The 15,968-nt window shown below is 70.5% G+C and carries 18 protein-coding genes and 1 tRNA gene; 14 read left to right on the plus strand and 5 right to left on the minus strand.

Annotated features, from left to right (window positions below; all coding sequences use genetic code 11):
* Window positions 1-60 precede the first annotated feature (60 nt).
* Window positions 61-1,047: a hypothetical protein gene (locus BLR02_RS12560; RefSeq protein WP_143018118.1), complete on the plus strand. Its 987-nt coding sequence runs from the start codon at window positions 61-63 to the stop codon at window positions 1,045-1,047.
* Window positions 1,048-1,050: 3 nt separating this feature from the next.
* Here the strand turns inward: BLR02_RS12560 and BLR02_RS12565 are convergent, their stop codons facing one another.
* Genes BLR02_RS12565 through BLR02_RS12575 form a run of 3 tightly spaced genes read right to left on the minus strand, consistent with a single transcriptional unit; the run spans window position 1,051 to window position 5,740 of the window.
* Window positions 1,051-2,106: a 2-oxoacid:ferredoxin oxidoreductase subunit beta gene (locus tag BLR02_RS12565; protein WP_090663435.1), complete on the minus strand. Its 1,056-nt coding sequence runs from the start codon at window positions 2,104-2,106 to the stop codon at window positions 1,051-1,053.
* Entirely contained in the window at window positions 2,103-3,953 is a 1,851-nt protein-coding gene (locus BLR02_RS12570; protein WP_090663436.1) for a 2-oxoacid:acceptor oxidoreductase subunit alpha, read from the minus strand. Before BLR02_RS12570 ends, BLR02_RS12565 begins: the two co-directional genes overlap by 4 nt.
* The gene (locus tag BLR02_RS12575; protein WP_090563834.1) at window positions 3,938-5,740 is read right to left on the minus strand and encodes an FAD-dependent oxidoreductase; all 1,803 of its coding nucleotides are present in this window, start codon (window positions 5,738-5,740) and stop codon (window positions 3,938-3,940) included. Before BLR02_RS12575 ends, BLR02_RS12570 begins: the two co-directional genes overlap by 16 nt.
* A 178-nt stretch (window positions 5,741-5,918) precedes the next feature.
* Between BLR02_RS12575 and BLR02_RS12580 the strand changes: the two genes are divergently transcribed.
* The 3 genes from BLR02_RS12580 (at window position 5,919) to BLR02_RS12590 (ending at window position 7,825) form a co-directional block, all read left to right on the plus strand.
* Window positions 5,919-6,758, plus strand: coding sequence for a fumarylacetoacetate hydrolase family protein (locus BLR02_RS12580; protein WP_090663437.1), 840 nt, complete (start codon window positions 5,919-5,921; stop codon window positions 6,756-6,758).
* A gap of 264 nt (window positions 6,759-7,022) precedes the next feature.
* Window positions 7,023-7,361, plus strand: coding sequence for a hypothetical protein (locus BLR02_RS12585; RefSeq protein ID WP_090563830.1), 339 nt, complete (start codon window positions 7,023-7,025; stop codon window positions 7,359-7,361).
* A 41-nt stretch (window positions 7,362-7,402) separates the two neighbouring features.
* Window positions 7,403-7,825 (plus strand): DUF1489 family protein, encoded by a 423-nt coding sequence (locus BLR02_RS12590; RefSeq protein ID WP_090563827.1) that lies wholly within the window; start codon window positions 7,403-7,405, stop codon window positions 7,823-7,825.
* On the opposite strand, the gene BLR02_RS12595 is transcribed toward BLR02_RS12590, so the two are convergent.
* Together BLR02_RS12595 and BLR02_RS12600 are read right to left on the minus strand one after the other, a co-directional pair.
* Complete coding sequence (locus tag BLR02_RS12595; protein WP_090563825.1) at window positions 7,817-8,140, minus strand: hypothetical protein; 324 nt, start codon at window positions 8,138-8,140, stop codon at window positions 7,817-7,819. The two genes, BLR02_RS12590 and BLR02_RS12595, sit on opposite strands and share 9 nt — an antisense overlap.
* Window positions 8,127-8,933, minus strand: a complete 807-nt coding sequence (locus BLR02_RS12600) for an AzlC family ABC transporter permease (RefSeq protein WP_176849544.1) — start codon at window positions 8,931-8,933, stop codon at window positions 8,127-8,129. The genes BLR02_RS12595 and BLR02_RS12600 overlap by 14 nt, the downstream gene beginning before the upstream one ends.
* 55 nt (window positions 8,934-8,988) lie before the next feature.
* On the opposite strand from BLR02_RS12600, the gene BLR02_RS29480 reads away from it, so the two are divergent.
* The 10 genes from BLR02_RS29480 (at window position 8,989) to BLR02_RS12645 (ending at window position 15,504) form a co-directional block, all read left to right on the plus strand.
* Window positions 8,989-9,159 carry a hypothetical protein gene (locus BLR02_RS29480; protein WP_176849545.1) on the plus strand — a complete coding sequence of 57 codons (171 nt, stop codon included), beginning with the start codon at window positions 8,989-8,991 and terminating at the stop codon, window positions 9,157-9,159.
* A 103-nt stretch (window positions 9,160-9,262) separates the two neighbouring features.
* Entirely contained in the window at window positions 9,263-9,817 is a 555-nt protein-coding gene (gene dcd / locus BLR02_RS12605; RefSeq protein ID WP_090563821.1) for a dCTP deaminase, read from the plus strand.
* Window positions 9,818-9,831: 14 nt separating this feature from the next.
* Window positions 9,832-11,091 carry a UDP-N-acetylglucosamine 1-carboxyvinyltransferase gene (murA, locus tag BLR02_RS12610; RefSeq protein ID WP_090563819.1) on the plus strand — a complete coding sequence of 420 codons (1,260 nt, stop codon included), beginning with the start codon at window positions 9,832-9,834 and terminating at the stop codon, window positions 11,089-11,091.
* Between the two features lie 4 nt (window positions 11,092-11,095).
* A complete protein-coding gene (gene hisG, locus BLR02_RS12615; RefSeq protein ID WP_090663439.1) occupies window positions 11,096-11,791 on the plus strand; it encodes an ATP phosphoribosyltransferase in 696 nt (231 codons plus the stop codon).
* Window positions 11,788-13,086 (plus strand): histidinol dehydrogenase, encoded by a 1,299-nt coding sequence (gene hisD / locus BLR02_RS12620; RefSeq protein WP_090663440.1) that lies wholly within the window; start codon window positions 11,788-11,790, stop codon window positions 13,084-13,086. Before hisG ends, hisD begins: the two co-directional genes overlap by 4 nt.
* A 127-nt stretch (window positions 13,087-13,213) precedes the next feature.
* Window positions 13,214-13,432: a translation initiation factor IF-1 gene (gene infA, locus BLR02_RS12625; RefSeq protein ID WP_043336856.1), complete on the plus strand. Its 219-nt coding sequence runs from the start codon at window positions 13,214-13,216 to the stop codon at window positions 13,430-13,432.
* 5 nt (window positions 13,433-13,437) lie between these two features.
* The gene (locus tag BLR02_RS12630; RefSeq protein ID WP_090663441.1) at window positions 13,438-14,025 is read left to right on the plus strand and encodes a Maf family protein; all 588 of its coding nucleotides are present in this window, start codon (window positions 13,438-13,440) and stop codon (window positions 14,023-14,025) included.
* On the plus strand, window positions 14,022-15,173 hold the full coding sequence (locus BLR02_RS12635) for a ribonuclease E/G (protein ID WP_245704756.1): 1,152 nt from the start codon (window positions 14,022-14,024) through the stop codon (window positions 15,171-15,173). Before BLR02_RS12630 ends, BLR02_RS12635 begins: the two co-directional genes overlap by 4 nt.
* Window positions 15,163-15,354, plus strand: a complete 192-nt coding sequence (locus tag BLR02_RS12640; protein ID WP_090663442.1) for a DNA gyrase inhibitor YacG — start codon at window positions 15,163-15,165, stop codon at window positions 15,352-15,354. The genes BLR02_RS12635 and BLR02_RS12640 overlap by 11 nt, the downstream gene beginning before the upstream one ends.
* A gap of 74 nt (window positions 15,355-15,428) precedes the next feature.
* Window positions 15,429-15,504: transfer RNA gene (locus BLR02_RS12645), tRNA-Phe, on the plus strand.
* Window positions 15,505-15,968 lie beyond the last annotated feature (464 nt).

Here is a 15,968-nt window from a genome sequence, read left to right on the forward strand (position 1 = left end):
CCCCTCAGGGCAACCGATGGCGCGCTTGGTCGTTCCATGATTGGGTGAAAAGGAGCGGCCGTGGACCAGGCACCGCAGGCAGACAGCACCGCATCACGCGCCGGGCCGGAGCAACGATTGCTGGCCGCCCTGCCCGGTTGGCGCGCGGTGGGGCGCTGTCGGCGTGGCATGGCCGGCGCGAGCGGGATATCGGCCGGCTGCCATGCCCTGGCCCACCCCGCCATCGGGGTGGCGCTGATCGACCTGGTGCCGCAGGTGACACCGAATGCGGAGGCAAGGCTGCGCCGGGCGCTCGATGCCGCCAGCTTCTCCGACCTCTGCCCTGGAACCCTGCCGGTCTGGCATGGCCGGGTGGAGCCGATGCAGCTCCGCCGGCTGCCGGATATCCTGGCCGAAGGGTTCGACTCGCTGCCCCCGCTCGGCCTCGGCGGGCCGGAGGGCTGGATCGGCGCCGTCCAGGCCGCCCTTGCCCGAGACCCGGCCTGGGAAGTCCCCGGCCGTCCTCGCAGCCCCGCCAAGGAGGAGGGCAAGGCGAAAGAGGCCGAAGCGCCGCTGCCTCGCCGACGCCTGCCGCGCTGGGCCGTCGCCAGCCTGGCATTGGTCGTCTGCCTGGTGGGCGGCATCGCCTTGCTGCCCGCCACGCCCGCGCCGACCAGCCCTGACCCGGCGCCGGCCCCGGTCCTCGCGGCGCTGCCAAGCCAGGCGGCGCCCGCGCCGATCCCCCATGCTCTTCCGCAGATCGAGCGGGTGGAACTGCCCGTGATCCGCCCCGCGGCACCGCCGCCCGCACCCGAGCCCGAGCCCGTGGCCGAGGCGCCAGCGGCCTCGGCCATGCCGCCCCCGGACCCGACGCCGCCCGTCCCGGAGCCGGACCTCATCGCCCCGCCCCCGGCACCGCCGCCGCCGCCACCCGTCCGCCAGGCCTCGGCGCCGAGGCCGCGCATCGACCCCAATTGCAGCCGTGCCCTGTTTCGCTTCCAGCAGGGCGAGCGGCTCAGCTCAGCCGAAGAGGCCTATGTCCGCAACGGCTGCGCCACCCGGCGCTGAGCGCTACCTCAGCCCGGCATTGACCGCCTCGAGCGCCGCCGCACCCGGTACCAGCGCCGCATCGCCCAGCCGGTTGAGCGGGCGCGCCACCGTGTTCAGGTTGGCGTGCAGGTCGCGCGGCTCCGGGTCGATGAACAGCAGGCCGGTGACGATCTCCCCTGCCGCCTTGCGCTCATGCAGGTGGTGCATCGCGGCGACGCGGTTGGTCGGGTCGTACTCCGCATGGAGCTTCCGCAGACGCAGGATCGACCCGTCATGCTGCTCCACCTCCCGCACTTCGCCGGGTTCATAGTCGGCGGTGATCGGGGCACGGCCGGTGATGACATCGAGACGGTTCATCGCCTCGTTGTGTTCGCGGACGAAGTCATAGCTCTTGGTCGAGCCTTCATGGTTGTTGAAGGCGACGCAGGGGCTGATGCAGTCGATGAAGGCCGGCCCGTCATGCCGCATCGCGCCCTTGATGAGGGGGACGAGCTGGTCCTTGTCGCCTGAGAAGCTGCGGGCGACATAGGTGGCGCCGAGCTGGAGGGCGATGCCGATGAGGTCGATCGCCTCGTCGGTGTTGACCGTGCCCTTCTTCGCTTTGGACCCCTTGTCCGAGGTGGCGGAGAACTGGCCCTTGGTCAGGCCATAGACCCCGTTGTTCTCCACGATATAGGTCATGTTCACGCCACGGCGGATGCTGTGGGCGAATTGGCCGAAGCCGATCGAGGCGCTGTCGCCATCGCCCGAGACGCCGAGATAGAGCAGCTCCCGGTTGGCGAGGTTGGCGCCGGTCAGCACGCTCGGCATCCGGCCATGGACGGAGTTGAAGCCGTGCGAGGCGCCGAGGAAATAGTCCGGCGTCTTGGACGAGCAGCCGATGCCGGACATCTTGGCGACGCGGTGCGGCTCGATATCGAGCTCGAAGCAGGCCTGGATGATGGCGGCGCTGATGCTGTCATGCCCGCAGCCGGCACAGAGGGTGCTGATCGCCCCCTCATAGTCGCGCCTGGTGTAGCCAAGCGCATTGGTCGGCAGCTTCGGGTGGTGCAGCTTGGGTTTGGGAAGGAAGCTCATTCCGCGGCTGCTCCGGCAAAGGGGAGGATCTGGGCCAGTACCTTGTCGCCGATGGCGGCGCGGATGAAGCGCGCGGTGATCGGCGTCCCGTCATAGTGCAGCACGGGGATGAGCTGCTGCGGCGCGATGCCGCACTCGTTCATCAGCAGCGTGCGCAGCTGGGCGTCGCGGTTCTGCTCGACCACGAAGACCTGGTCATGGGCGGCGATGAACGCCTCAACGTCCTGATGGAAGGGGAAGGCACGGATGCGCAACGCATCGACATGGATGCCGTCCGCCTCTAGCGCGGCCAGCGCCTCCCGCATCGCGGCGGAGGAGCTGCCGTAATAGATCACGCCCGTCCGCGTCGGCTCGGCCGCCTGGCGCAGCACGGGGCGCGGGACGATGCCCTTCGCCGTCTCGAATTTCTGCAGCAGGCGCTGCATGTTGTCGACATAGGCGGCGCCCACCTCGGTATATTTGGCGAAGCGGTCGCGCGAGGTGCCACGGGTGAAGAAGGCGCCCTTGCTCGGGTGGGTGCCCGGATAGGTGCGATAGGGGATGCCATCCCCATCCGCATCAAGGTAGCGGCCGAAGACGCGGCCGGCCTCCAGCTCCTCCGCCGTCATCACCTTGCCGCGGTCCATACGCCGGGCATCGTCCCAGGCGAAGGGCTCGCAGAGCCAGTCATTCATGCCGATATCGAGGTCGAGCAGCACGAAGACCGGCTGCTGCAGGCGGTCGGCGATGTCGAAGGCATCCGCCCCGAAGGCAAAGCACTCATGCGGGTCCTCGGGGAAGAGGACGATGTGCTTGGTGTCGCCATGGCTGGCATAGGCCGCCGCCAGCACGTCGGATTGCTGGGTGCGCGTCGGCATGCCCGTGCTGGGTCCCGCCCGCTGCACGTCGAAGATCACCGAAGGGATCTCGGCGAAGTAGGAGAGCCCGACGAATTCCTGCATCAGCGAGATGCCCGGGCCGGAGGTGGCGGTGAAGGCCCGCGCCCCGTTCCAGGCCGCACCGATGACGATGCCGATGGAGGCCAGCTCGTCCTCCGCCTGGACGATGGCGTAGCGCTTGCGGCCATCCGGCTCGGTGCGGAACTTCTTGCAGTACTTCTCGAAGCCTTCGGCCAGCGAGGTCGAGGGCGTGATCGGGTACCAGGCGCAGACGGTCGCGCCGCCATAGACGGCACCGAGCCCGGCCGCGCTGTTGCCATCCACATAGATGCGGTTGCCGACCTTGTCGGCCGGCTCGAGCGTCAGGCCGAGCGGGCATGCAAGGTTCGCCAGCGCCCAGTCCCGCCCCATCTGGAAGGCGTCCCGGTTCGGCTTGGCCAGCTTCTCCTTGCCCTTGTACTGCTCCGAGAGCAGCGTCTCCACCACCGCCGGGTCGATCTGCAGCAGGGCCGAGAGGGCGCCTACATACATGATGTTCTTGAGCAGCTGGCGCTGCCGTGCATCGGTGAAGGCCGCGTTGCACATCTCGGTCAGCGGCACGCCGATGACGTGGATGTCCTCGCGGAAGCGGCTGCGCGGCACCGGCCGCGTGCTGTCATAGAACAGGTAGCCGCCCGGATCGATCTCGGCGACATCCCGCTCCCAGGTCTGCGGGTTCATCGCCACCATGAGGTCGACGCCGCCGCGCCGGCCGAGATGCCCCTCGCCGCTCACCCTGACCTCGAACCAGGTCGGCAGGCCCTGGATGTTGCTCGGGAAGATGTTGCGTGAGGCGATGGGGATGCCCATGCGCAGGATCGCCTTGGCAAACAGCTGGTTGGCGCTGGCCGAGCCCGAACCGTTGACATTGGCGAATTTGACGACGAAGTCGTTGGTGCCGGTTACGGCGGATGTCACCGGATCGCGCATGCGTGCACCCTCTCAGCCTTGGGCTTCGCGCTCTCGAGGAGGAATTTCTGCATGTCCCAGGCGCCGGTCGGGCAGCGCTCGGCGCACATGCCGCAATGCAGGCAGACATCCTCGTCCTTCGCCATGACTCGGCCGGTCTTGAGCCCGTCCGCGACATAGATCGCCTGTTCGAGGTTATGCGCCGGCATCTTCAGCCGGTCGCGCAGCTCCATCTCCTCCCCATCCTCGGTGAAGGTGATGCAGTCGACCGGGCAGATATCGACGCAGGCGTCGCATTCGATACAGAGCTTCGAGGTGAATACCGTCTGCACGTCGCAGTTCAGGCAGCGCTGCGCCTCCTTGAAGGCAAGCTCCCGGTCATAGCCCAGCTCCACCTCGGTCTTGATGTCGCGCAGCGCCACCTCATTCTCGGCATGCGGCACCTTGAAGCGCAGGTCGGGCGAGACCGCGCTGTCGTAGCTCCACTCGTGGATGCCCATCTTCTGGCTGGACATCACCACATCGGGCGGCGGTCGCTGCGTGACGTCCTCGCCCTGGCAGAAGCGGTCGATGGAGACCGCCGCCTCATGCCCATGCGCCACGGCCCAGATGATGTTCTTCGGCCCGAAGGCCGCATCGCCGCCGAAGAAGACCTGCGGCAGGGTCGATTGCAGCGTCTTCTCGTTGAGCTTCGGCAGGCCCCAGCGGTCGAATTCCAGGCCGAGATCCGCCTCGATCCAGGGGAAGGCATTCTCCTGGCCGATCGCCACCAGCACGTCATCGGCCTCGATGGTCACATCCGGCTCACCCGAGGGCACGAGCTGGCGGCGGCCATTGGCATCGCGCTCCGCCTTGACCTTCTCGAAGACCATGCCGGTGAGGCGGCCGCCCTCATGCAGCACCTGCTTCGGCACCAGCCAGTTGAGGATGGGGATGCCCTCATGCATGGCGTCCTCCTTCTCCCAGGGGCTCGCCTTCATCTCCTCGAAGCCGGAGCGGACGACGACCGTCACCTGCTCGCCACCAAGGCGCCGGGCGGAGCGGCAGCAATCCATCGCGGTATTGCCGCCGCCGAGCACGATGACGCGCCGGCCCACGCTCTCGATATGGCCGAAGGAGACGGAGGAGAGCCAGTCGATGCCGATATGGATATTGGCCGCCGCCTCCTGGCGGCCCGGCACGTCGAGATCCCGCCCGCGCGGCGCGCCGGCGCCGATGAAGACGGCATCATAGCCCTCCGCCAGCAACGCGCGCAGGCTGCCGACCCGCTGGTTGTAATGGGTGACGACGCCGCCGCGGTCGGTGATGTAGCCGACCTCCTCGTCGATCACGCTCTCCGGCAGGCGGAAGCGGGGGATCTGGCTGCGGATGAAGCCGCCGCCCTTGGCCTGCTCGTCAAAGACATGCACCTCGTAGCCGAGCGGCGCGAGGTCCCGCGCGACGGTCAGGCTGGCCGGCCCGGCGCCGATGCAGGCGATACGCTTGCCATTGCCGATGGCCGGGATGGGCGGCATCCGCGCCAGCACGCCCTCCTTGTTGTCGGCGGCCACACGCTTCAGCCGGCAGATCGCCACCGGCTCCTCCTCCACCCGCCCACGGCGGCAGGCTGGCTCGCAAGGGCGGTCGCAGGTGCGGCCCAGCACGCCCGGGAAGACGTTGGAGTGCCAATTCACCATATAGGCGTCGGAATAGCGCCCCGCCGCGATCATCCGGATGTACTCGGGTACCGGCGTATGCGCCGGACAGGCCCATTGGCAATCGACGACCTTATGGAAGTAGTCAGGATTGCGGATATCGGTCGGCGTCACGCGCGCGACTCCCTTGGGCGCATTGGTGTCCTCCTATCGGCCTCTGCGGGCCATGAGGGGGAGCTTGCCCCAAGCCCGGTAGGCCCGCAACGACCTGAACGGAGGCGTGTCGAAGCCCGCCTTGCGGCCTCGGCACCCCCCGCCGATGATGGTGGAGCGAACAGGGAGGGGACAGCGGATGAAGCTCATCAGCTTCGCGATCGACGGCGAGGCGCGCTACGGCGTGTTGGAGGGCGAGGCCGTGATCGACCTCTCCGACCGGCTCGGCGCCCGTTTTCCGAACCTGCTGTCGCTGATCGAGGCGGATGCGCTGGCCGAAGCGGCAGCGGCGCTCTCGGCACCCGGGCCACGCCATGCCCTGGCAGGCCTCCACTATCTCGAGCCGATCCCGGGAGCACGGCGCATCTTCTGCGTGGGGGCCAATTATCCGAAGGTCCACCCGACCGGCGGGGTGGTGAGCGGGCCGGAATTCCCCGCCATCTTCCAGAAGCCGGCCGAGACGCTGGTGCCGCACGGGGCAAGGCTGCAGGCCCCGACCGCCTCCCGCCAATTCGACTATGAGGGGGAGCTGGCCTTCGTCATCGGCCGCGGGGGCGCCAATATCCCGCCTGAGCGGGCGCTGTCCCATATCGCCGGCTATACCTGCCTCAACGACGGCTCGGTGCGGGACTTCCAGAAGCACAGCGTCTGGGCGGGGAAGAATTTCGTCCGCTCCGGCGGCTTCGGCCCCTGGCTGGTGACGGCGGATGAGATCGGGGATCCGGCCACCCTCACCCTGGTGACGCGGCTGAACGGCGAGGAGGTGCAGCGCACCGGGCTCGACCGCATGTTCTTCAGCATCCCCGCCATCATCGCCTATCTCTCCGCGGTGACGCCGTTGCTGCCGGGCGACGTGGTTGCCACCGGCTCTCCGGAAGGCAGCGGCGCCACCCGCACCCCGCCACGCTGGCTGGTCCCCGGCGACCGGATCGAGGTGGAGGTGTCGAAGGTCGGCGTGCTGGAGAATGTCGTGGCCTGAGGCTTCTCGCGGCCTGGCGCCTATCGGTGCCGGTCTGCGGCACTGGCTGAAGGATGCCGCCCCCGCTCCGAAGGCATGGCTGACCAGGGCCGTGCCCATGGTCGTCGGCGGCGGAGGCCATCCTCACCGCCCCGGCCCTGTGCACGGTCCCGTCACATCGCGGAATAGTTCCGCACCCACGCATCCATGATCCTCTACAGCATGCAGCGCCGGTTGGTTGCTGACCGTCCGGCTACATCCATCGATGCGTGAGGAATTGGAAGGATGCGTCTCCTGCTCCTGCTGCCGGCACTTGTCCTGGCCGGCTGCGCGATGTCCGAAGCCGAGCGGCAGGCCGAGGCCGATCAGGCCGCCATGCGGCAGGCCTCCATGTCCGGCCCGAGCCTGACCTGGGAGGAGTTGCATGTCCACCCGACGGTGATCCGGCATGCCTGCTCGATCAGCACGCTGGTCAATACCAATGGCCAGGTGGTCGGCTACTGCCGTGCCGGCCGCCAGTGCCGGACGATGGACTGGCATCCCGTCGCCCCTGGCTGCGTCGACCCCCAGCTCCGCCAGGCCTCCGCCCCGGCCCGCACCGCGGCGCTCGATACGGGACGATAACGGGGGATTGCAGCGCGCCGCCTGCGCGGTACATCCGGGGCGTGCTGCATCTCATCAAGCTGTCGGTCGGGCCCAAGGATGTGGGCCAGCTCCGCGCCATCCAGGCACGACGGGCGGTGGCCGAGCCGCCGCTCCGCCACCAGACCCGGATGATGCCGAAGCGGGCCGCCGAGATCCTCACCGGTGGCTCCATCTTCTGGGTGGTCGCCGGCTTCGTGCAGGTGCGCCAGCGCATCATCGACATCATCGAGGAGGAGTGGGACGACGGGACCCGCTGCGCCGGCCTGGTGCTGGACCCCGAGCTGGTTCCCGTCGCGGCCCGGCCGGTGAAGCCTTTCCAGGGCTGGCGCTACCTGGCGCCCGAGGCCGCCCCGCCAGATGCCCTGGCCAGCGCCGAGGGTGAGGGTGCTGAGGCCATGCCGGAGCGCCTGCGTGCCGAGCTCCGCTCGCTCGGGCTATTGTAGCACCCACCGCACCAGCAGCAGCGCCGCGATTCCGGCCCCGAGGGCAGGCAGCAGCCGCTCTCCAAGTAGCCGCCAGGCCAGCAACCCCACAGCCAACCCGGCCAGCCGTGCCGGCCAGGGCAACCCAGCCACCGCGCCACCCGGCACCGCGACGGCCAGGGCGACGAAGGCCGCCAGCGTGGCCTGCGAGACCGCGGCCGCCCAGGCGACCAGCGGATGATCCGGGCGCAGGGCGCCCGCCACCAGCAGCCCGATGGCGCGCAGCAACAGCATCGCGGCCGCGGCCAGCGCCAGGGCGAGGTCAGCCTCCGCCACGGCGCAGCCCGAGCAGGAAGGCCAGCGTCCCGCCCAGCAGCCCGGCGCCGAGCAGGCCCCAGGCTGGCGGCAACCACAGCGCCACGGGCGCCAGCAGCACCCCGGCCAGGATCGCCCGGCGCTGCGCCGGCCGGCGCAACTCGGCCGCCAGCAGCAGGGCGAAGTAAAGCGGGTTGGTGAAGAGCAGTGCCGCCAGCAGCAGGGGGCTCAGCAGGGGTGCCGCCGCATGCCCGGCCGCGGTCGCCAGCCCCGCCATTAGCCAGGAGACAAGGGCGAAGCCAAGGAACCAGGGCAGCCGCGTCGGGGCCGGCAGGCCCGGCAGGACCCGCATGGCCGCGGCCCAGGGGGTGATGGCGATGAAGGGCAGCGCCAGCCAGCGCCGCCCCCCGCTGCCGAGCCAGGGCGCCAGGGCAAGGGCCATCGGCAGGAAGCGGGCATTGGCGATGGTCGCCCCCAGCGCCGCCGGCACCACGCCCCCCACCTGCAGCAGCACCAGCTGCCCCGCCATGCCATAGACCAGCAGCGAGGCGCCGAGCGCCCAGCCGAGGCCACGGCCCGCCGCCGCCACCGCGGCGCCGAAGGCCAGGAAGGTGGCGCCCATGGCAATGGCCGGGGCGCCAAGGGCAGCGAGGGCGCCCGGCCGCAGCGGGGCGAGAAGGGGGGATGCGCACATGCCGGCCCGCCACTCTGCCACGCCGCATGGCAGGACGGTAAGCCAGCGGGCCACCGGCAGCCGCGAGGCCATGCTGTCACCGCCGATGGCAGCCTCGATGTCCGCCTGACGGTTGCCCAAGGCGGGCGCCTGGCCGGTTGACGGCATCGCGGGCGGCGGACACCCTCCGCCCGCCATGGCCGATACTCCGCCCGACCCTCCGCCGAAGCCCGCCGACCGCGCCCGGGCGGAACGCGAGGCCCGGCTGGCGGCTGCCCTCCGCGCCAATCTCCGCCGCCGCAAGGCCCAGGCCCGCGGCCGCGAGGATGAGGCGAAGCCTTCGCCGGAGCCGGCGAAGAAGGGCTGACCCACCGTCGTGGTTGCCGATGCCGTGGCGCTGGAGTAAGGGGGCCGCCCATACCGGGGCCCCTCAGGGGCATAGCCAGCCCGTCACGCAAAGGCCGCCCGCCATGTCCATCATGCCCGACCACTGGATCCGCCGTATGGCGGCGGAGCACGGCATGATCGAGCCTTTCGTCGAAAGCCAGCGGCGGGAGGGGACCATCTCCTTCGGCCTGTCCTCCTATGGCTATGACGCCAGGGTGGCGGACGAGTTCAAGGTCTTCACCAATGTGGACAACGCCCTGGTGGACCCGAAGCATTTCTCCGAGGAAGGCTTCGTCACCCGCCGCGGCGAGACCTGCATCGTCCCACCGAATTCCTTCGTCCTCGCGCATACGGTCGAGTATTTCCGCATCCCGCGCGACGTGCTGGTGATCTGCCTCGGCAAGTCCACCTATGCCCGCTGCGGGCTGATCGTGAACGTCACCCCGCTCGAGCCGGAATGGGAGGGCCAGGTGACGATCGAGATCAGCAACACCACGCCCCTGCCGGCACGCATCTATGCCAATGAGGGCATCTGCCAGTTCCTGTTCCTCCAGGGCGCCTCGGCACCCGAGGTGAGCTACAAGGACCGGGCCGGCAAATACATGCACCAGCGCGGCGTCGCGCTGCCGAAACTGTAAGGACAGGCGGGAATATGGACCGCATCCGCATCCGCGGCGGCCGGCCGCTCGAGGGCAGCATCCCGGTCAGTGGCGCCAAGAACGCGACGCTGCCGCTGATGGCCGCCGCCCTGCTCTCCGACGGGCCGCTCGTGCTGCGCAACGCGCCGGACCTCGCCGATATCGCCACCATGCGTGCCCTGCTGATCCAGCACGGCCTCACGGTGGAGCACGACAGGGAGGCACGGACCCTCACCCTCGCCGGCGAAGCGAGCCATCTCGAGGCGCCCTATGACCTGGTGCGGAAGATGCGCGCCTCGGTCCTGGTGCTCGGCCCGCTGGTCGCGCGCCACGGCCGCGCGCGCGTCTCGCTGCCAGGCGGCTGCTCCATCGGCACCCGCCCCGTCGACCTGCACCTGAAGGGGCTGGAGGCGATGGGCGCCACCATCACCCTCGATGCCGGCTATATCGGGGCCGAGGCACCGAACGGGCTCAAGGGCGCCCGCATCATCTTCCCCGTCGTCTCGGTCGGCGCCACCGAGAACCTGCTGATGGCCGCCTGCCTCGCCGAGGGCGAGACGGAGCTGGTCAATGCCGCCCGCGAGCCGGAGATCGAGGATCTCGCCCGCTGCCTCGTCGCCATGGGCGCCAGGATCGAGGGCATCGGCACCGACCGGCTGCATGTCACCGGCGCCACCCATCTCGCCGCGGCGACGCATGACATCGTCCCCGACCGGATCGAGGCCGGCACCTATGCCTGCGCCGCCGCCATCACCGGTGGTTCGGTCCTGCTGCAGGGCGCGCGGGCCGAACATCTCGGCGCCGTGGCCCGCACGCTGCGCGAGGCGGGGGTGGAGGTCGCGGCCGAGGGCGACGACCTTCGCATCTCCCGCCTCAACGGGCTGCACGGCGTCGATGTGATGACGGAGCCCTTCCCCGGCTTCGCCACCGACATGCAGGCGCAGTTCATGGCGCTGATGGCGGTCGCCGAGGGCGCCTCGATGATCACCGAGACGATCTTCGAGAACCGCTTCATGCATGTGCCGGAGCTGAACCGCATGGGCGCGCGGATCAACGCCCATGGCGCCTCGGCCATCGTCCGCGGCGTACCGCGCCTCTCGGGCGCGCCGGTGATGGCGACCGACCTGCGGGCCTCCGTCTCCCTCATCCTCGCCGGCCTCGCCGCCGAGGGCGAGACCATCGTCAACCGCGTCTATCACCTCGACCGTGGCTATGAGCGGGTGGAGCAGAAGCTCGCCGCCGTCGGGGCCGATATCGAACGGATTCCGGGCTGACCGCATGGACCTGCCGATCTCAAACCCAGACGCCGCCGAGGCCGCCGGCACCGGCCCCATCATCCTCGCCCTGCCTAAGGGCCGCATCCTGTCGGAACTCGGGCCGGTGCTGGCGCGCGCCGGCATCCACCCCGCGCCCGACTACACCGACGAGGACAGCCGCCGGCTGCGCTTCGAGACGAGCGACCCAAGCCTCGACGTGGTGCGGGTCCGTCCCTTCGACGTCGCCACCTTCGTCGCCCATGGCGCCGCCCAGATCGGCATCTGCGGCGCCGATGTGCTGATGGAATTCGACTACCCGGAGATCTACGCCCCGCTCGATCTCGGCATCGGCAGGTGCCGCATCAGCGTGGCCGAGCCCGCCGCGACCGCCGGGCAGGACGACCCGAGCCGCTGGTCCCGCCTCGCCGTCGCCAGCAAGTATCCCAACGTCGCGCAGCGCCACTACGCCGCGCGCGGGGTGCAGGCCGAGGTGGTCCATCTCAACGGCGCCATGGAGCTGGCCCCCTCGCTCGGCCTCGCCCGCGTCATCGTCGACCTGGTGCAGACCGGCAGCACGCTGAAGGCGAACGGGCTGATCGAGACGGAGGTGATCGCCCATGTCACCTCCCGCCTCATCGTCAACCGCACCGCGCTGAAGACCATGCCGGAGCGGATCGGCGCCTGGATCGCGCGCTTCCGGGCGGCGCTCGCGCCATGATGCGGCTGGACACGAGCGAGCCCGGCTTCGAGGCCGGCTTCGCCACCCTGCTCGACATGGCGCGCGAGACGACGGCGCAGGTGGATGACGCGGTCGCCGCCATCATCGCCGAGGTCCGGGCCCGGGGCGATGAAGCCCTGCTGGCGCTGACCTCCCGCTTCGACGGCTGGGCCCCGCTGCAGACCGCCGCCCTCCGCGTCACCGCGGCGGAGATCGAGGCGGCCACCGCCGGCATCCCGGCCGGGCTGCTCGCCGCCCTCGACCTCGCCGCGGCCCGCATCGAGCGCTTCCACGCCGCCCAGCGGCCGGCCGACCTGGAGCTGCCGGACCCGGCCGGCCTCACCCTCGGCATGCGCTGGACGCCGCTCGATGCCGTCGGCCTCTATGTCCCGGGCGGCAAGGCGGCCTACCCGTCCTCCGTGCTGATGAATGCACTCCCGGCGCGCGTCGCCGGCGTCGCGCGCATCGCCATGGTGGTGCCCTCGCCCGGCGGGCAGCTCAACCCGCTGGTGCTGGCGGCGGCGCAACGGGCGGGCGTGACCGAGATCTACCGGGTCGGCGGCGCCCAGGCCGTGGCGGCGCTGGCGCATGGCACCGCCTCCATCGCCCCGGTCGACCGCATCGTCGGCCCCGGCAATGCCTATGTGGCCGCCGCCAAGCGCCAGGTCTTCGGCCGGGTCGGAATCGATTCCATAGCCGGCCCCTCCGAGGTGGTGGTGGTGGCCGATGCCTCGAACGACCCGCGCCTCGTCGCCGTCGACCTGCTGGCCCAGGCCGAGCATGACGAGAGCGCCCAGGCCATCCTCATCACCGACGATGCCGGCTTCGCCGCCGCCGTTGCCGCCGCGGTGGAGGCGGAGCTGGCGACGCTGCCGCGCGGTGCCATCGCCGGGGAGAGCTGGCGGCGCCACGGCGCCACCATCCTGGTGCGGGACTGGGCCGAGGCGCAGGCCCTCACCAATCGCCTCGCCCCGGAGCACCTGCAGGTGATGCTGCCCGATCCGCGCGGCTGGTTCGCCGGCATCCGCCATGCCGGCGCCGCCTTCCTCGGCCGCTGGTGCCCGGAAGCACTCGGCGATTACGTCGCGGGCCCCAACCATGTGCTGCCGACCGGACGGACCGCGCGCTTCGCCTCCGGCCTGTCGGTTTTCGATTTTCTCAAGCGTACCACCTGGGTCGAGGCGAGCGAGGCGGGCCTCGCCGCCATCGGCCCCGCCGCCGTGGCGCTGGCGGAGGCGGAAGGGTTGCAGGCGCATGGGCGCAGTGTGGCCCTTCGCCTGCCCGCCGCGCCTTGACCCCGCATCCCCCGGCCATCATCTTGCCGGGGCGAAGTCAACCCCCCGAGTGCGTGCCCCAGGGCCTGACGCCGTCCGACCCGGACATGGCGTGGGCTCGGCACGCCGTTCAGCATGAAGGTTCCTGATGTCAAAAGAGGACATGATCGAATTCAGCGGCACCGTACAGGAGTTGCTGCCCAATGCGATGTTTCGCGTGAAACTCGATAACGAGCACATGGTGCTGGCCCATACCAGCGGGAAGATGCGCAAGAACCGCATCCGTGTCCTCGCCGGGGACAGGGTGAATGTCGAGATGACGCCCTATGACCTGACCAAGGGCCGCATCACCTTCCGCTTCAAGTAGCGGCTTTGAGCACCGACAAACCGCCCCTGGTGCTGGCCTCGGCCAGCCCGCGGCGGCTCGACCTGCTGGCGCGGATCGGCATCGCCCCGGATCGCGTGCTGCCCACCGAAACCGACGAGACGCCCCGCAAGGCCGAGCTGCCGCGCGAGCTCGCCGCCCGCCTGGCTGCCGCCAAGGCCGAGGCCGCCGCCGCCGCCGCGCCGGAGGCGCTGGTGCTGGCCGCCGATACGGTGGTCGGCCTTGGCCGCCGCATCCTCGGCAAGCCGGCGGATGCGGCCGAGGCACGGCGCTTCCTCACCCTGCTCTCGGGCCGGCGGCACCATGTCTATACCGGCGTCGCCCTCCGCATGCCGGATGGCAGGCTGCGCAGCCGGCTGGTCGATACCATCCTCGCCTTCCAGCGGCTGACCGAGGCGCAGATCGAGGATTACGTCGCCGGCGAGGAATGGCGCGGCAAGGCCGGGGGCTATGCCATCCAGGGCCGGGCAGAGGTCTTCGTCCGCTTTCTCGCCGGCTCCCATTCCAATGTCGTGGGCCTGCCCCTGTTCGAGACGGCGCAATTGCTGCGGGGCATTGGCTGGCTGAAGCCTTGAGAATCCTGGCAAGCGTCTCACCCGGCGAGGTCCGGGTGGCGCTGCTGCGCGGCGAGCGGCTGGAGGAGGTCTGGGTGGAGCGCCCGGCCCGCCCGGACGGCGTCGGCGACCTGCACCGCGCCCGCGTCACCGCCCTCGCCCCCGCCATGGCCGGCGCCTTCCTGGCTCTGGCCGGGGGCGAAACCGGCTTCCTGCCCGAATCCGAGGCCGGACCGGTGCGCCAGCCCATCGCCCAATCGGTGCAGGAGGGGCTGGTGCTGCCCGTTCGCGTCACCCGCGCCCCGCAGGGCGGCAAGGGTGCCCGCGTCTCCGCCCGCCTGACGCAGGCCGAGCAGGCCCGTGCCGCCGCAGCGCCGCCCGGCAATACGCCCACACTGCTCACCCGTGGCCCGGAGGCCACGCTGCGCCTCGGCCGCGCCCATCAGGGCGCCGAGGTGGTGACGGATGGCGCCGGGCTTGCCGCCCGGCTGCGGGCCGCGCTCGGCGCCGCACGGGTGACCTACAGCCCGCGCCCTGTCTTCGACGAGGCGCTGGAGGCGGAATTCGACCTGGTGGCGGGCCCCGAGGTGTCGTTGCCGGGGGGCGGCCGCATCCTCATCCATCCAACACCGGCGCTTGTCGCCCTCGATGTCGATGCCGGCAGCGCCGCCGGCACGCGGGACCCGGAGGCGCAGCGCCGCGTGAACGAGGCTGCCGTGGCCGAGGCTGCCCGGCAGATCCGCCTGCGCCAGCTCGCCGGGCCCATCCTGCTCGACCTGGCCGGGATGACCCAGAAGCGCCGCGCCACCCTGGCGGAGCCGCTTGCCCAGGCGCTGGCGCCGGACCGGCTGGCACGGCTGCTCGGCCTCGGGCCGCTTGGCCTGTTCGAGATCCTGCGCCAGCGCATCCACCCGCCGCTGCATGAGGTGCTGGCCGGGCCGCTCACGCCCGGCCTCGCCGCGCTGCGCCAGGCGGTGCGCGAGGCCGCCGCGCGCCCCGGGCGGCGGCTGGCGCTGCGGGCGGCACCCGCCCTGCTGGCAGCCCTCGAGGCCCTGCCCGGCGCGCTGGCCGAGGCGGCGGAGGCCGCCGGCCAACCCCTGCAGCTTCGCCCGGACCCCACGCGTTCCTGGGCCCAATGGACGATCGAGGATGCTTCCCATGGCGGATGAGGCCAAGGCCCTGCTGCGGCGCTGCGCCGTCTGCGGCAAGCCGGTGGAGCCACCGGCCCGCTACCGCCCCTTCTGCTCGGCCCGCTGCCGGCAGGTCGATCTCGGCCGCTGGCTGGCGGGGGATTACGCCATCCCGGGCGAGGAGGCGGAACAGCCAGAAGATGACGCGGAGGGCCGCTGAACGGGTGGACAGGCGCCCAGGCTTCGGCTACATCCCGCGGCCTCTGCAGCAGCCTCCGCCACGGGGCCGCTTGGGCCCAGGTAGCTCAGTTGGTAGAGCATGCGACTGAAAATCGCAGTGTCGGTGGTTCGATTCCGCCCCTGGGCACCATCCCCTTTTCACCCATGTTTGCGGCTCCTATCAGCTTGAACGGCATGGAAATTTTGGGGGTTCGATAACCCTCCCCACGCACGTATGGCAGGTGGTCGGCGAAGACCAGTTTGAGCACCGCGCGGCGGTCCTCGATTCGATCCGAATGCCAAAGTTTACAAGGGTTTGCGAGGAAGTCGAAAGCGGTTCGATAAGTTTCGCCAAAGCTCTTGAGCGGCCTGCCGCAATTCTCGACGCGCTCCCGCATCAGCGCCTTCTGCGTCTCCAGCTCCTTAATCCGCTTCTCATACGCCGCGACGACAGAATCGCTGGTTGCGTCAACGATCCGGTCAAGCAACTGCCCGACCTTGCGCTCGACGTCCTGAAGTTCCTTCTTCAGCGCCGCGCCCTGCGTCCGCGCGCTCACAAGCTTCGCGTCCCAAAGATCGCGGAACATGTGAAACGCCAAGTTGAACAGTCCTTCG

This window comes from Belnapia rosea (assembly GCF_900101615.1).
Classification (GTDB): domain Bacteria; phylum Pseudomonadota; class Alphaproteobacteria; order Acetobacterales; family Acetobacteraceae; genus Belnapia; species Belnapia rosea.

Bases quoted from the DNA above. Each gene is read 5' to 3' on its own strand.
- BLR02_RS12565 (WP_090663435.1), bottom strand. From the start codon at position 2,106: ATGAGCTTCCTTCCCAAACCCAAGCTGCACCACCCGAAGCTGCCGACC.
- BLR02_RS12570 (WP_090663436.1), bottom strand. From the start codon at position 3,953: ATGCGCGATCCGGTGACATCCGCCGTAACCGGCACCAACGACTTCGTC.
- BLR02_RS12580 (WP_090663437.1), top strand. From the start codon at position 5,919: ATGAAGCTCATCAGCTTCGCGATCGACGGCGAGGCGCGCTACGGCGTG.
- BLR02_RS12585 (WP_090563830.1), top strand. From the start codon at position 7,023: ATGCGTCTCCTGCTCCTGCTGCCGGCACTTGTCCTGGCCGGCTGCGCG.
- BLR02_RS29480 (WP_176849545.1), top strand. From the start codon at position 8,989: ATGGCCGATACTCCGCCCGACCCTCCGCCGAAGCCCGCCGACCGCGCC.
- dcd (WP_090563821.1), top strand. From the start codon at position 9,263: ATGTCCATCATGCCCGACCACTGGATCCGCCGTATGGCGGCGGAGCAC.
- murA (WP_090563819.1), top strand. From the start codon at position 9,832: ATGGACCGCATCCGCATCCGCGGCGGCCGGCCGCTCGAGGGCAGCATC.
- hisG (WP_090663439.1), top strand. From the start codon at position 11,096: ATGGACCTGCCGATCTCAAACCCAGACGCCGCCGAGGCCGCCGGCACC.
- hisD (WP_090663440.1), top strand. From the start codon at position 11,788: ATGATGCGGCTGGACACGAGCGAGCCCGGCTTCGAGGCCGGCTTCGCC.
- infA (WP_043336856.1), top strand. From the start codon at position 13,214: ATGTCAAAAGAGGACATGATCGAATTCAGCGGCACCGTACAGGAGTTG.
- BLR02_RS12640 (WP_090663442.1), top strand. From the start codon at position 15,163: ATGGCGGATGAGGCCAAGGCCCTGCTGCGGCGCTGCGCCGTCTGCGGC.